At 55.3% G+C, this 15,504-nt stretch carries 11 protein-coding genes; 7 read left to right on the top strand and 4 right to left on the bottom strand.

The features are described from left to right. Positions 1–221 precede the first annotated feature (221 nt). From aat to trxB, 4 genes are all read right to left on the bottom strand, one after another. On the bottom strand, positions 222–914 hold the full coding sequence (gene aat, locus F3I44_RS20230) for a leucyl/phenylalanyl-tRNA--protein transferase (RefSeq protein WP_150015238.1): 693 nt from the start codon (positions 912–914) through the stop codon (positions 222–224). Between the two features lie 33 nt (positions 915–947). Further along, a complete protein-coding gene (gene cydC, locus F3I44_RS20225; protein WP_150015237.1) occupies positions 948–2,678 on the bottom strand; it encodes a cysteine/glutathione ABC transporter ATP-binding protein/permease CydC in 1,731 nt (576 codons plus the stop codon). Beyond that, complete coding sequence (gene cydD, locus F3I44_RS20220; protein ID WP_150015236.1) at positions 2,678–4,447, bottom strand: cysteine/glutathione ABC transporter permease/ATP-binding protein CydD; 1,770 nt, start codon at positions 4,445–4,447, stop codon at positions 2,678–2,680. The genes cydC and cydD overlap by 1 nt, the downstream gene beginning before the upstream one ends. Positions 4,448–4,590: 143 nt before the next feature. Next, positions 4,591–5,559 (bottom strand): thioredoxin-disulfide reductase, encoded by a 969-nt coding sequence (trxB, locus tag F3I44_RS20215; RefSeq protein WP_013357303.1) that lies wholly within the window; start codon positions 5,557–5,559, stop codon positions 4,591–4,593. Positions 5,560–5,703: 144 nt separating this feature from the next. On the opposite strand from trxB, the gene F3I44_RS20210 reads away from it, so the two are divergent. The 7 genes from F3I44_RS20210 to F3I44_RS20180 all read left to right on the top strand — a co-directional run bounded on the left by F3I44_RS20210 (position 5,704) and on the right by F3I44_RS20180 (position 15,329). Continuing rightward, positions 5,704–5,904 carry a hypothetical protein gene (locus tag F3I44_RS20210; RefSeq protein ID WP_150015235.1) on the top strand — a complete coding sequence of 67 codons (201 nt, stop codon included), beginning with the start codon at positions 5,704–5,706 and terminating at the stop codon, positions 5,902–5,904. A gap of 175 nt (positions 5,905–6,079) precedes the next feature. Then, on the top strand, positions 6,080–6,574 hold the full coding sequence (lrp, locus tag F3I44_RS20205) for a leucine-responsive transcriptional regulator Lrp (RefSeq protein WP_006118610.1): 495 nt from the start codon (positions 6,080–6,082) through the stop codon (positions 6,572–6,574). Between the two features lie 118 nt (positions 6,575–6,692). Next, complete coding sequence (locus tag F3I44_RS20200; protein WP_150015234.1) at positions 6,693–10,328, top strand: DNA translocase FtsK 4TM domain-containing protein; 3,636 nt, start codon at positions 6,693–6,695, stop codon at positions 10,326–10,328. Between the two features lie 177 nt (positions 10,329–10,505). Next, entirely contained in the window at positions 10,506–11,117 is a 612-nt protein-coding gene (gene lolA, locus F3I44_RS20195; protein WP_003849334.1) for an outer membrane lipoprotein chaperone LolA, read from the top strand. A gap of 7 nt (positions 11,118–11,124) precedes the next feature. Beyond that, the gene (locus F3I44_RS20190; protein ID WP_150015233.1) at positions 11,125–12,468 is read left to right on the top strand and encodes a replication-associated recombination protein A; all 1,344 of its coding nucleotides are present in this window, start codon (positions 11,125–11,127) and stop codon (positions 12,466–12,468) included. 92 nt (positions 12,469–12,560) lie between these two features. Continuing rightward, positions 12,561–13,853, top strand: coding sequence for a serine--tRNA ligase (gene serS, locus F3I44_RS20185; protein WP_150015232.1), 1,293 nt, complete (start codon positions 12,561–12,563; stop codon positions 13,851–13,853). Positions 13,854–14,171: 318 nt separating this feature from the next. Beyond that, positions 14,172–15,329: an MFS transporter gene (locus F3I44_RS20180; protein WP_150015231.1), complete on the top strand. Its 1,158-nt coding sequence runs from the start codon at positions 14,172–14,174 to the stop codon at positions 15,327–15,329. The last annotated feature ends 175 nt before the right edge of the window (positions 15,330–15,504 follow it).

The following is a 15,504-nucleotide window of genomic DNA, read 5'->3' as shown; positions in this document are numbered from 1 at the left end:
TCCGGTAAAATTAGGGTGTTTAAGGTGACGTCTGCAGGGGATTAGCGGGCTAAGAATCTGAATCAACCGGTTACATGCGCACGATTGAAAACAGTTCCGAGAGTGCGTTGAGATTCCCAGCCTGGCAATTCCGGCTCGTTATTGCGAAGCGCGGACGACATACCAAACTCGACTATTATACCACTTATACGCCTTTATGTGTGCAAAACATCTCTGCAGGGCTAAAAAAGCGTTTGTGTCTGCCAGCAGCCATCGCTGACCGGCTGGTCAGCAAGGCTTTGCACATATTGCAGATAATCAGCGCGCGGAATCTCCTGCGCGCCCAGCGAGGCTGTATGAGGATTAAGGACCTGACAATCCACCAGTCGGCCCTGATGTCGGATGAAATGCTGACAAAACACCCAAAGTGCGGTTTTGGATGCATTCTCCTGACGGCTGAACATCGATTCACCACAGAAGATTTGCCCCATCGCCAGCCCATACATGCCACCCACCAGCTGATGTTCATCCCACACCTCAATGGAGTGCGCGTGGCCCAGTTCATATAATCGCAACCAGGCACGCTTCATCTCAAAGGTAATCCAGGTGCCTTCTTCGCGACCGCTGGCGCAGCCCTCAAGGACCCCGGCAAAGGACTCGTTCATTGTCACCCGATAAGGTGAACGATTGTGAAAACGCTTCATGCTACGACTGAGATGAAACTGCTCAGGCAGCAGGACGGCCCGGGGATCGGGCGACCACCAGAGAATGGGATCGCCGGGCGAAAACCACGGAAAGATACCGTGCTGATAAGCGTTAAGTAATCGGGCAGGGGAGAGATCACCGCCCATGGCCAGCAGGCCGTTTGGCTCACGCAGCGCCATCTCAGGCGGGGGAAAGATTAGAGATTCCCGTGACAGTTGTACCAGTCTCATCGCGTTATGTTACTCATCGGCATTTCGCTAAGACTATAACGCAATACGCTGCCGGAAACGCCAGTAGCGCCCTGCTTTTGAGATTAATTCCGCATGACTGCCCTGCTCAACAATCGCGCCATTATCCATCACGCAGATGCGATCCATCTGTTCCAGGCCACTCAGCCGGTGAGTGACCATGATCATGGTCTTTCCGGCAGTCAGCCGTTGCAGCAGGGCGAGAATATGCTGCTCGGTGGTGGCATCCAGCCCTTCGGTGGGCTCATCCAGCAGCCAGAGATCGCCGTCGTGTAGTAATGCGCGCGCCAGCGCCAGCCGACGCAGTTCGCCGCCGGAAAGCGGGCGACCCCCTTCGCCCATCCAGGCGTTTAATCCCTCCTGATTCTCAAGCAGGCGTTGCAGGCCAACGTCGTTCAGGACGCGGCATAGTTGCTCATCAGTGGCATTGGGGCAGGCCAGCAGCAGGTTATTGCGCAGGCTCTGGCTGAAGAGGTGAACCCGCTGCGTCACCACGCTGATACGCTGGCGCAACGCGGCTTCTGACCAGGCTGTAATCGGCAGATCATTCAGGCTGATCACACCGTGCTGGCTTTCGCGAGCGCGGGTCAGCAGCGCCAGTAGCGTCGATTTTCCGCAACCGGTCGGTCCCAGTAGCGCAATATGTTCACCCGCGGCCACCTGCAGGGTACAGCTGTTCAGTACCTTATCCGGACGGTCGGGGTAGCTAAAGTCGAGCCGATCAATATTGACGTAGAGCGGCCCTGACCGGGCGTCTGACCGTACCGGGAAGGTAATAGCGGGTGCCTGATCGATAATGTCATTAACCCGCTGCGCGGCGGTTGTCACCTGCGACATCGGCAGAAAAGCGCCTGCAACCGGTGCCAGCGCCTCAAAGGCGGCCAGGGCGCAGAACACGACCAGCGCAATCAGCGAGCCGGGTAACTGCTGTTCACTGATTGTCGCAGCACAAAGCCAGAGCAGCAGGGTTACGGTAATGCCGCTGATCAGCAGCAGCAGGCTCTGGGCGGCGGCCTGCAAACGCTGTTGTTTGCTCTGTGCCTGCTGCCAGCGCTGTTCATCTTCGTCAAGTTGCTGACGCCAGCTCTGCGAGGCACCATATAACGTGAGTTCAGCCTGTGCCGCCAGCCACTGCATCAGTTGCAGACGCCAGCGGGCGCGTCCATGGGCAATCGCGATGCCTGCCGGTGAGCCAAGACGATAAAATAGCAACGGCATCAGAATCAGCGTACTCAGCATGATACCGCCCAGCGTCAATGCCAGTGGGACATCAATAAAGCTTATTCCGAAGATGACTACCACTATCACCACAAATGCGCCAAGCAGCGGCGAAATGACGCGCAGATAGAGATGATCCAGCGTATCAACATCGGCCACAAAACGGTTGAGCAGGTCCGCCTGGCGGAACTGCGAGAGCTGCCCCGGCGAAAGCGCCATCAGACGGCTGAAGGTGTGGACACGCAGATGCTGAAGCACTCTGAACGTCGCATCATGACTGACCAGACGTTCAGCATAGCGTGCGGCGGTACGGATGATCGCAGCACCACGGACGCCCGCCGCGGGCAGCATATAGTTGAAGGTATAGAGGCCCGCTACGCCTGCCACTGACGATGCGGCGAGAAACCAGCCTGACAGGGTCAGCAGGCTGATGCTGGCCAGCAGGGTAACAATCGCCAGCGCAATGCCCAGCGCAAGGCGGAAAGGGTGGCGCAGCCAGAGACGAAGAAAAGGACGCAAGGCCGACATCAGCGGATCTCCTGTTGACGATGCTTCAGCATCTCGCTGAAGGCACCGGGCTGTTGCGATAGCTGCTGCCAGTTACCCTGTTGCACCAGCTCACCCGCCTCCATCACCCAGAGGGTCTGCCAGCGACTCAGCGTATCAATCTGATGAGTGATCATCAGCGTAGTCTGGCGGGCAGCCGCCTGGTTCAGGGCCAGCATCACATGATGTTCGCTGAGTGCATCCAGGCTGGCTGCCGGTTCATCAAGCAGCAAAAAATGTGAGGATTTATAGAGTGCGCGTGCGACCGCGACCCGCTGTGCCTGACCCACCGACAGCTGATTACCACCATCGCCGGGCTGAGTTTCAATACCCCTGGGCAGACGAGGCAGGAACTCGTTAATGCCGCACGATTCCAGCAGCGTCGCAAAGCGCTCGCCGTTCCAGGCAGCATTCATCACGATATTGTCACGCAAGGTGGTGGCCGGTAACTGAGGATTCTGTCCTACCCAGCTAAGCTGCTGATGCCAGTCGCTCCGCCGTATATCACGCAGTTCGATGCCATTCGCTTTCAGCGAGCCCTGGTAAGGAAGGAAGCCAAGCAGGGCGTTCATCAGGGCCGTTTTCCCGGCTCCGCTTTGACCGACCAGCGCAATCTGCTCACCCGCGGCGATGGTAAAGGTGAGCGGGCCGCAGAGCACCTGACCATCCGGCGCGCAGACTCGTAGCTCATCGGCGTCAAGTGCGATTGCGCGATCGGCAGTAAAAGGCTGCTGGCCATCCTGCGGTACAACGTCGGGCGTCGCCTGCATAAAGGCTTCAATTGCATCGGCACCGCCTACCGCCTGGGCTTTGGCGTGATAGAACGCGCCGAGATCGCGCAGCGGCTGGAAAAACTCCGGGGCAAGTATCAGCACCAGAAATCCTGTAAACAGCGTCACGCCCTGACCATAATCACCGAAATGCAATTCGCCCAGATAGGAAAAGCCAAAATAGACGGCCACGACGGCAATGGCTAACGAGGCAAAAAACTCCAGCACGGCCGAGGAGAGAAACGCTAAACGCAGCACGTCCATGGTGCGCTGGCGAAAATCAGTGGTGGCGTCGGCAACCGCCTGCTGCTCTGCTTCAACACGATGAAACAGCCGCAGCGTTTCTCTGCCGCGCAGACGGTCGAGAAAGTTACCGCTCAGGCGGGCCAGCACCAGGAAGTTGCGGCGATTGGCCTCGGCCGCACCCATGCCGACAAGTGCCATAAACAGGGGAATCAACGGCGCAGTGGCAAACAGGATCAGACCCGCGGTCCAGTTCAGTGGAAAAATAGTCAACAGAATGCAGCAGGGGATCAGCACCGCCAGCGTCATTTGCGGCAGATAGCGTGCGTAATACTCCTGCATCTCTTCAATCTGCTCCAGCAGCAGAGTCGCCCAGCTCCCGGCTGGCTTTCCCTGGATCCACGCCGGGCCTAGCGCAGATAACCGGTCTAAGACCTGCTGACGTAACGCCTGACGGATAGCCTGCCCGGCACGATAACCGGTCAGTTCGCGGGCATAGTTAATCAGGGCGCGCAGTACGAAGCAGAGCAGTAACAGCACGATACTGACCGTCAGGGTTTCACGCGGCTGCTGGTCAATGATCAGCGCCTGCAGCAGCGAGGCCAGTAAACCAGACTGGGCAATGATCAGCAGGGCACTTACCATGCCCAGCAGCGTGTTGAGCCGCAACCAGCGACCGGCGAAACGACGTTGCTGACGAAGCCAGCGGGTAAGATGCTGCTGCCGCGATTTGTCCATGCGAGACCATGCTAAATGTCGGTGACAGGGGAAAATGGAAAGACATTTCCATCTCTTCAGGCGCAAGAATCTAGCATGAGAGCCATAAAAAAGGCGACGGAAAAACCGTCGCCTGGAACATTTGAGATCAGAGGGTTAACAACTTACCGATCGTTTTTAACCAGCCCGTCAAGAAAACGCTCAGCGTCTAACGCGGCCATGCAGCCGGTGCCCGCAGAGGTGATCGCCTGACGGTAGATATGGTCCATCACATCGCCTGCCGCAAAGACACCAGGGATGCTGGTCTGGGTCGCGTTGCCGTGCAGACCCGACTGAACTTTGATGTAACCGTTCTCCAGCGCCAGCTGACCTTCAAAAATAGCCGTATTCGGGCTGTGTCCGATAGCAACAAACAGACCTGCCACCTCCAGCGCTTCTGTTTCATCACTGTTCTGAGTTGAACGCAGTGTCAGACCCGTCACGCCCATCTGATCGCCAGTCACTTCTTCCAGCGTACGATGGGTGTGCAGCACGATATTGCCATTGCGCACTTTTTCCATCAGGCGGTCGATCAGGATCTTCTCTGCGCGGAAGCTGTCACGACGGTGAATCAGATGCACTTCAGCCGCGATGTTCGCCAGATAGAGCGCCTCTTCAACGGCCGTGTTACCCCCGCCAATCACTGCGACTTTCTGATTGCGATAGAAGAAACCGTCACAGGTTGCACAGGCAGAGACACCTTTACCCTTGAACGCCTCTTCAGACGGCAGACCCAGGTAACGCGCTGACGCACCGGTTGCAATGATCAGGGCATCTGCCGTGTATACGCCGCTGTCGCCAGTGAGGGTGAACGGACGGTTCTGCAGATCAACGGTATGAATATGGTCGAAAATGATCTCAGTATTAAATTTTTCGGCATGCTCGTGCATGCGCTCCATCAGCGATGGACCTGTCAGATCGTGCGGGTCGCCCGGCCAGTTCTCCACTTCAGTAGTCGTGGTGAGCTGTCCGCCTTTTTCCAGACCGGTGATCAGCACCGGGTTCAGGTTGGCGCGTGCAGCATAAACGGCTGCGGTATAACCCGCTGGGCCGGAGCCCAGAATGAGTAACTTACTGTGTTTGGCCGTACTCATGCGTTCCTCAGTTTCATTCGGCTGACATAGCCTGCGATTGTAGGGAATATCCGGCGACAATAACAAGACTTAGCCAATTTTGTTAACGATAGCTGCAAGTGGCGTAGACGATGAGCGGCGGTTTTGCCTGGTCAATGCGCCAGAATGGGGCAAAAATCGGCTTTAAAGGGTGCAGAAGTGGAAAAATACTCATTTAAAAACAGATACCCAGCGGTCTGTCTGGCATCTTGTCCTGAATTTGGTGATTTTACTTTGACAATCGCCTGCGCTTTTGCGAAAACATTATCAGAAGCGAATAACATTTATCGGAACAAAACAGGTTTTCCTCGCCTGTTTTGCGTGTAACGCCGAATAAAAGCAGCCTGATATGGATAATGACGCATGATGTGGACAGACAACATGCGTCATATCGATAAGTGTCAGATCACAGGCTCTGTTAGCTCACTTCAAAAATGCCCCGAACATTGAGCGTTTTCAGGGCGTGGCAGGTAAAGGGAAGGAATTAAGAGAGACAATAATAATGGTAGACAATAAGAAACGCCCCGGGAAAGACCTCGACAGAATTGACAGGAACATTCTGAATGAACTTCAGAAAGATGGTCGTATTTCAAACGTAGAGCTTTCCAAACGCGTAGGCTTATCGCCTACGCCATGTCTTGAGCGTGTACGCCGTCTCGAACGCCAGGGATTTATTCTTGGTTACACCGCGCAGTTAAACCCGCACTATCTGGATGCTTCTCTGCTGGTATTCGTTGAGATTACTCTGAATCGTGGTGCGCCGGATGTGTTTGAGCAATTTAACGCCGCTGTGCAAAAACTTGAGGAAACTCAAGAGTGTCACCTCGTTTCTGGTGATTTCGACTACCTGCTGAAAACGCGCGTACCTGATATGTCTGCCTACCGTAAGCTGCTGGGTGAAACCCTGTTGCGCCTGCCGGGCGTAAACGACACGCGAACTTATGTGGTGATGGAAGAGGTCAAACAGAGCAATCGACTGGTGATCAAAACTCGCTGATGCGGGGCAGGTGCAAAACCTGTGAGATTTCGGTACACTCCTGTGCATTCATACAGGAACAGCGTCGGGCTTGCCCGACGCTGTTGCTTCTTACTTTACAGGCACCTGGAGAGTCCTCTTGAGCCAGGAATATACAGAAGATAAAGACGTTTCGTTACAATCGCTGAGCAGTGGACGTCGTCTGCTGGAAGCGTTGCTCATTCTGGTGGCGCTGTTTGCCATTTACCTGATGGTTTCACTGGTCAGTTTTAACCCTTCCGATCCGAGCTGGTCGCAAACGGCCTGGCATGAACCTATCCACAATATCGGCGGCAGCGTCGGTGCCTGGCTGGCTGACACCTTACTCTTCATCTTTGGTGTGATGGCATACGCCATTCCACCCGTCATCCTGGGCTTGTGCTGGATTGCTTTCCGTCAGCGCGACAGCCAGGACTATTTTGACTACTTTGCCGTCGGATTACGCTTAATTGGTGTTCTTGCGCTGGTGGTTACGACCTGTGGTATGGCAGCGCTGAACGCGGATGATATCTGGTACTTTGCTTCGGGCGGCGTGATTGGCAGCCTGGTCAGTAATGCTATTGCTCCCTGGTTTAGTCCGGCTGGCGGCACGCTGATGCTGCTCTGCGTCTGGGCGGCAGGAATAACCCTGTATACCGGCTGGTCCTGGCTTACCATTGCAGAGAGAATCGGCGGCGTTGTCATGGGCGTGCTGACGTTTGCCAGCAACCGTTCACGTCACGATGAACCCTGGCAGGAAGAAGATGACGAGCGGGAGGGGCAAGATTATGCGGATGTCCCTGCTCTGCATGCCGCCGATCAGGATGATGACGTGCTGCTATCTGCTCCGCGTGCTGCCGATCAGGAAGAGGATGTGCTGCTTTCGGCACCACGTGCTGCCGCTCAGCCTCTGCCGTCACAGCAAGATCCGCTACTGGCGAAAGCGGCGGCCGCAACCAGTGCAGCGGTAGCCGCCACTGCGGAAGCTGCAGACGTGACCATCGCTCCTGCGGCACCGGTTAACGCGGTGCCTGCTGCAGCGGCCTTTACTGCATCGGTGCCTGCCGCGTCAGCAGCAGTGCCTGCACCGCCGACGGCACAACCTGCTCCAGCTTCTGCACAGAGCACCCCTGCATCCTATGGTGCAACGACGGCTCCGACGCCGGCGCAGAATGCTTCTGCACCCGCGGCCTCACCACCGCTTTACCACTTTGAAATGCCAGACGAAGCCCCGGCTGCGCCGTCGTTCAATGCTTATGATGATGACGACCCTAAAATGGGTAACTGGCGTGACACATCAGCGGCCCCTGCGGCCGCAACAATCACCGCTGCCGCTACGGCGGCCACACGCACTGCGCCTGTTTTCGACCTGGCACCTGAAACCAATCTGAACCCGCAGGTTAAGCAGGGTATCGGACCGGCGCTGCCGCGTCCTAATCCGGTAAAACTGCCTACGCGTCGTGAGCTGGCCTCTTATGGCATTAAGTTACCTTCGCAACGCATGGCTGAAGAGAAAGCAAAAGCGGAAGAGAGTGAAGCGGCCCCGGCTACGTCGGTTTCCACTGCACCTGATGCAGAAGAGGCACTGCAGCAGGCTGAACTGCGTCAGGCCTTCCAGTCTGAACAGCAGCAGCGTTACGGCACCAGCTGGCAGCAGGACGAAGAAGATGAGCAGGATGCGCAGCAGCAGGATGCTCTGGCGCGTCAGTTCGCCGAGCAGCAACAGCAGCGCTATGAACCTGAAGTGAGAAACGAGCCGGTATTGAATATTGATACTGCCTCAGCGTTCGATTTTTCACCGATGAAAGATCTGGTGGATGACGGCCCGTCTGAACCGCTGTTTACCATTACTGCGACGCCGGAGCCGGAAGCACCTGCGGCTTCACACGAACCGTGGCAGCAGGTGAGTGAGGTCTCAAGCCCTCAGGCACCGGCTCAGGTTCCTGCACCTGCCCGTTTTGCACCGGCAGAACCTGCCTATAGTGCGCCAGTGACGCCTGCGGCACCCGCAGAGCCTGTTTATCATGCACCAGCGGCAGCGCAGGCCCCGGCCTATTCTGCATCTGCTTATGGTAGGCCAGCAGAGCCTGAAGCGGGTTATGCCGCGCCGTCTGCGCCTGCATATGCTGCACCAGCGTCGCCTCAGGCCCCGGCTTATTCTGCGCCGTCTTATGGCGCGCCAGCCGTTGAGCCAGTCGAAGAAGCGAAACCTTCATTGCATGACAGCCTGATCCACCCGTTCCTGATGCGCCATGAGCAGCCACTGGAGAAACCGTCCACGCCACTGCCTTCGCTGGATCTGCTGACGGTGCCACCTGAAGAGGAAGAGCCGGTTGATATGTTCTCGCTGGAGCAGACTGCCCGTCTGGTGGAGTCACGCTTAGGCGATTATCGCGTCAAAGCCGAAGTGGTTGGCATCTCGCCTGGCCCGGTTATCACCCGTTTCGAGCTTGACCTGGCACCGGGTGTAAAAGCAGCACGTATTTCTAACCTGTCGCGCGACCTGGCACGATCACTCTCGACTGTCGCAGTTCGCGTGGTGGAAGTGATCCCTGGCAAACCTTATGTGGGTCTGGAACTGCCAAACAAACATCGTCAGACCGTCTATCTGCGTGAAGTCCTGGATTGCCCTAAATTCCGCGACAATCCATCGCCACTGGCCGTCGTGCTGGGTAAAGACATTGCCGGTCAGCCTGTCGTGGCCGATCTGGCGAAAATGCCACACTTACTCGTTGCCGGTACTACCGGTTCCGGTAAGTCCGTGGGCGTGAATGCCATGATTATCAGCATGCTCTACAAAGCGACACCGGAAGAAGTTCGCTTCATTATGATCGACCCGAAAATGCTGGAGCTGTCGGTCTACGAAGGCATTCCGCACCTGCTGACCGAAGTTGTCACCGACATGAAGGATGCCGCCAATGCGCTGCGCTGGAGCGTTGGTGAAATGGAGCGTCGCTATAAACTGATGTCGGCGCTGGGCGTACGTAACCTGGCCGGTTACAACGAAAAAGTGGAGCAGGCCGAGGCGATGGGCCGTCCGATTCCTGATCCGTTCTGGAAACCGGGCGACAGCATGGATATGACCCCGCCGGTGCTGGAGAAACTGCCTTATATCGTGGTGATGGTTGATGAGTTTGCTGACCTGATCATGGCGGTGGGGAAAAAGGTTGAAGAGCTGATTGCGCGCCTGGCACAGAAAGCCCGTGCTGCGGGTATCCATCTGGTGCTGGCAACACAGCGTCCATCCGTGGATGTCATTACTGGCCTGATCAAAGCGAACATCCCCACACGTATCGCCTTTACCGTTTCGAGCAAGATAGACTCACGTACTATTCTCGATCAGGGCGGCGCGGAATCACTGCTGGGTATGGGTGACATGCTTTACATGCCACCAAACTCCTCACTGCCGGTTCGTGTTCACGGTGCCTTTGTGCGTGACCAGGAAGTGCATGCGGTGGTTCAGGACTGGAAAGCACGTGGTCGTCCGCAATATATCGACAGTATTACGGCAGGCGAAGAGAGCGAGAGTGCCGGTGGCATCGATAGCGATGAAGAACTTGATCCGCTGTTCGATCAGGCTGTGGGCTTTGTGGTCGATAAGCGCCGTGCCTCGATCTCAGGCGTTCAGCGTCAGTTCCGCATCGGCTATAACCGCGCGGCACGTATCATTGAGCAGATGGAAGCGCAGGGCATCGTCTCTGCACCTGGACACAATGGTAACCGTGAAGTGCTGTCGCCACCGCCTCACGATATGTAGCGGTTAAATGTTTTGAAACATTACTTGATGAGCCAGTTCCGACTGGCTCATTGTTTTTATGCGGTTAACCCCCATATCTGGATCAGCTTTCGGCTTATTCCTCTGTTCTGATGGCGGAACGGCGACCAGGCTTAATGCAGTTATCGATGGGAACGTTTAAATAAGGAATTGAAGCAGATGAAATTACGCGTAATCGCTCTGGGCCTGTTGGCCACCTTTTCTTCAGCCAGCGTGCTGGCTGATGCTTCCAGTGATCTGCAACAGCGCCTGAACAAGGTCAGCAGCTTCCACGCCAGCTTCACGCAAAAAGTGACCGACAGCAGCGGTGCCAATGTGCAGGATGGTGAAGGCGAATTGTGGGTTAAACGTCCCAGCCTGTTTAACTGGCACATGACCGCGCCTGACGAAAGCATCATCATCTCTGACGGTAAATCGCTGTGGTTCTACAATCCATTTGTTGAGCAGGCGACCGTTAGCCTGCTGCAGAATGCGACCAGCAATACGCCGTTTATGCTGATTGCCCGCAACCAGTCGAATGACTGGAAGCAGTACAACATTAAACAGCAGGGTGACAATTTCGAGCTGACACCCAAAAACAGTGATGGCAACCTGAAACAGTTCACCATTCAGGTGACCTCCAGCGGCACCATTAACCGTTTCAGCGCTATCGAACAGGATGGCCAGCGCAGTGATTACCAGCTGAAAAGTCAGCAGAATGGCGCTATCAGTCCGGATAAATTCACGTTCACACCGCCTAAAGGCGTGACGGTGGACGACCAACGTCAGTGAGGTCACGGTGAGTAACCTGTCCCTGGATTTTTCCACCGAAAATTTCAAACCTCTGGCCGCGCGTATGCGGCCAGAAACATTGAAACAGTACATTGGTCAGCAACATTTGCTGGGTGCGGGCAAACCTCTGCCGCGCGCGATTGAGGCAGGGCACCTGCACTCGATGATCCTGTGGGGACCACCCGGGACCGGCAAGACGACACTCGCTGAAATCATTGCGCATTATGGTAACGCTGATGTGGAGCGTATCTCAGCAGTCACTTCGGGTGTGAAAGAGATTCGTGAGGCAATAGAGCGTGCCCGCCAGAATAAACATGCCGGGCGGCGTACCATCCTGTTTGTGGATGAGGTCCATCGGTTCAACAAGAGCCAGCAGGATGCTTTTCTGCCACATATCGAAGATGGCACGATTACCTTTATTGGCGCGACCACCGAAAACCCCTCTTTTGAACTTAACTCCGCGTTGCTCTCCCGCGCCCGCGTCTATCTGCTTAAATCACTGACTCTGGAAGATATTGAGCAGGTGCTGGATCAGGCGATGCAGGACAAAACACGCGGGTATGGCGACAGTGATATTGTGCTGCCGGACAACACGCGCAGGATGATCGCTGAACTGGTTAATGGCGATGCACGCCGGGCGCTGAACACGCTGGAGATGATGGCGGATATGGCCGAAATCACCGCTTCGGGTCAGCGTGAACTGACGCCGCAGTTGCTCAACGAAGTCTCGGGTGAACGATCCGCGCGTTTTGATAACAAAGGCGACCGCTTTTACGATCTGATATCGGCTCTGCACAAATCCGTGCGCGGCTCGGCACCCGATGCGGCGCTTTACTGGTATGCACGCATTATTACCGCAGGTGGCGATCCGCTCTATGTGGCACGCCGGTTGCTGGCTATCGCCTCAGAAGATGTCGGCAATGCTGACCCACGCGGTATGCAGGTAGCGATTGCCGCCTGGGATTGCTTCACGCGCGTCGGGCCGGCAGAAGGGGAGCGTGCGATTGCGCAGGCGATTGTTTATCTGGCCTGTGCGCCAAAAAGCAATGCGGTCTACAACGCATTTAAGGCTGCAATGCGTGATGCGCGTGACCAGCCCGATTACGATGTGCCTGAGCATCTGCGCAATGCGCCGACTAAGCTGATGAAAGAGATGGGACTTGGCAAAGAGTATCGTTATGCCCATGACGAAACCAATGCCTATGCCGCCGGTGAAGTCTATTTTCCGCAGGAACTGGCGAGCACACGTTATTACACCCCAACCCAGCGCGGGCTTGAGGGTAAGATTGGTGAAAAGCTAAGCTGGCTCGCTGAGCAGGATCAAAATAGCCCGACAAAACGCTACCGCTGAAACAGACGTTACGGTAATGTGGGCAATGTTTTCAACGCATTCCGCAGGAATGCGTCCCTTCTTTCAACCAACTTTTTATACACAGGATAAGCATGCTCGATCCCAATCTGCTGCGTAACGAGCCAGACGCAGTCGCAGAAAAACTGGCACGCCGGGGATACAAACTGGATGTGGAAACGCTGCGTTCGCTTGAAGAGCGTCGCAAAGTACTGCAGGTGGAAACTGAAAATCTGCAGGCAGAGCGTAACTCCCGATCCAAATCCATCGGTCAGGCCAAAGCACGTGGGGAAGACATCGAGCCGCTGCGTCAGGAAGTGAACGCGCTGGGCGAACGCCTGGATACCGCAAAAGCAGAACTGGATGAACTGCAGAATCAAATCCGTGACTTTGCGCTGGCGCTGCCGAACATTCCGGCAGATGAAGTGCCGCTGGGCAAAGATGACAGCGAAAACCAGGAAGTGAGCCGCTGGGGTACTCCGCGTGAATTCAGTTTCCAGGTTAAAGATCACGTTGAGCTGGGTGAAGCGGCAAAAGGTCTGGATTTTGCGGCTGCCGTGAAACTGACCGGTTCGCGCTTTGTGGTCATGCAGGGGCAGATTGCCCGCCTGCACCGTGCACTGAGTCAGTTTATGATTGACCTGCACACTGAGCAGCATGGCTACCTTGAAACCTACGTGCCTTACCTGGTAAACCACGAAACGCTTTATGGTACCGGACAGCTGCCTAAGTTTGGTGAAGACCTGTTCCACACCCGTCCGCTGGAAGAACAGTCAGACAGCAGCAACTATGCGTTGATTCCTACCGCGGAAGTGCCGCTGACCAACCTGATGCGCGACGAGATCGTGGAAGAGGATAGCCTGCCGGTTAAACTGACCGCGCATACGCCATGCTTCCGTTCTGAAGCGGGTTCTTACGGCCGTGACACACGCGGTCTGATCCGGATGCATCAATTCGACAAAGTTGAAATGGTGCAGATTGTCACGCCGGAACAGTCAATGGATGCGCTGGAAGAGCTGACAGGTCATGCGGAGAAAGTGTTGCAGCTGCTGAATCTGCCATATCGTAAGGTTTTACTCTGTACCGGCGATATGGGCTTTGGATCGACCAAAACCTACGATCTGGAAGTCTGGCTGCCAGCGCAGAATACCTATCGTGAAATTTCATCCTGTTCCAACATGGGTGATTTCCAGGCGCGTCGTATGCAGGCGCGTTACCGCAACAAACAGGAAAAGAAACCGCGTCTGGTTCATACCCTGAATGGCTCAGGACTGGCCGTAGGCCGTACTCTGGTCGCGGTGCTGGAAAATTATCAGCAGGAAGATGGCCGCATCACCGTGCCTGAAGTTTTACGCCCATACATGAATGGCGTCGATGTCATCGGCTAAGCGATTCACCATTCTTAAACCCGGCCATGGCCGGGTTTTTTTATGCCTGTTTTTGAAATAAAGGATTTATTGAGACGGAATTTATTCACAAATAAACGTTATCGATACCAGGTGAGCCGGAACGTTTAAAAATCCAGTTTTTCATAGAGATAGCGCTCAGCAGCATACCGCTTAACACAATTGTAACCCACTGAAGATTAGTAAATTAAATTGTCCCACAGCAAAATGTGCTGCTGTCAATTTCGTCCCATTGACTTTAAAAAAGCCAGTGGCAAACTGCGCGCAATTTCCTTCATTTTGCTCTGGTTTTTATCTCCTATGTCAACCTGGTCACGCCCCGTGATACTGCTGCTTTGCGGCCTGATGTTAATGACTGTCGCCATTGCCGTGCTGAATACGCTTGTTCCACTGTGGCTGACGCATGACTTACTGACAACCTGGCAGGTGGGCATCGTAAGTTCCTCTTATTACACCGGCAATCTGGCTGGTACATTGCTGGCTGGCTGGTTAATCAGGCATTACGGGTTTAATCGCAGTTATTATCTGGCGACCGGACTCTTTGCCGTGGCAACGATTTGCCTGGTAATGATGGAAGGTTTCTGGGCATGGAGTTCGCTTCGTTTTGTCGCGGGCACAGGCTGTGCACTGATGTGGGTCGTCGTTGAAAGCGCACTTCTCTGTAGCGGAACCGTCCGCAATCGTGGACAGCTACTGGCTGCCTATATGATCGTTTATTATCTCGGCACTGTAACCGGTCAGTTACTGGTCAGCACCCTCTCAACAGAATTGCTGAGCGTGGTACCCTGGGTCACTTCGCTGGTGTTCTGCGCGGTACTGCCGCTGGTCTTCACACGGGTATCAGCCACCGGTGAAGCGGCTGAAGCGGCACCGGCTCGCATCTGGCCGATGCTTCGTCGTCGCAGTTCACGGCTCGGCATCAATGGGTGCATTATCTCCGGTATCGTTTTAGGCTCGCTTTATGGCCTGATGCCGCTTTACCTGTCGCATCAGGGAATGAGTGATGCCAGTGTCGGCTACTGGATGGCGTTACTGGTCAGCGCAGGTATTGTCGGGCAGTGGCCAATTGGTCGCCTGGCCGATCGTTTCGGCCGCTTGCTGGTGCTGCGGGTGCAGGTCTTTGTCGTAATCCTGGGTGCGATGGCCATGCTAACCAATGCCGCAATGGCACCAGCGCTGTTTGTTCTGGGGCTGGCAGGCTTCACACTCTATCCGGTGGCGATGTCCTGGGCTTGCGAGACAGTCGCACATCATGAACTGGTTGCGATGAATCAGGCACTGCTGATGAGTTATACCGTTGGCAGTCTGGCTGGACCGGTAATGACCTCTGTTCTGATGCAGAACTATTCTGACCGGCTGCTGTTTGTGATGATCGCCGCAGTGGCGCTTATCTATCTGCTGATGCTGATGCTGCTGCGTAAAGCGGACCAGCAGGCGACGCCAGTGGCACATGCCTGATGGCTGAACAGTAAAAAGGGAGCTTAACGCTCCCTTTTTTGTGACCGATGACCCGTCCTGAATAGCGTTGACACATTTACCCGGTGTTTTCAGGAGAATGTGATGAAACAGTATGTTAAACGTACACAACGCGATTACTCTCTGTCTTTTAAACTGGCTGTCGTTGAGCAGGTTG

This window comes from Pantoea sp. F_5 (genome assembly GCF_008631595.1).
In the GTDB taxonomy this organism is placed as follows: domain Bacteria; phylum Pseudomonadota; class Gammaproteobacteria; order Enterobacterales; family Enterobacteriaceae; genus Pantoea; species Pantoea gossypiicola.
Note: the sequence above shows the minus strand (reverse complement) of the source record. Positions and strands in the feature narration are given on the sequence as shown.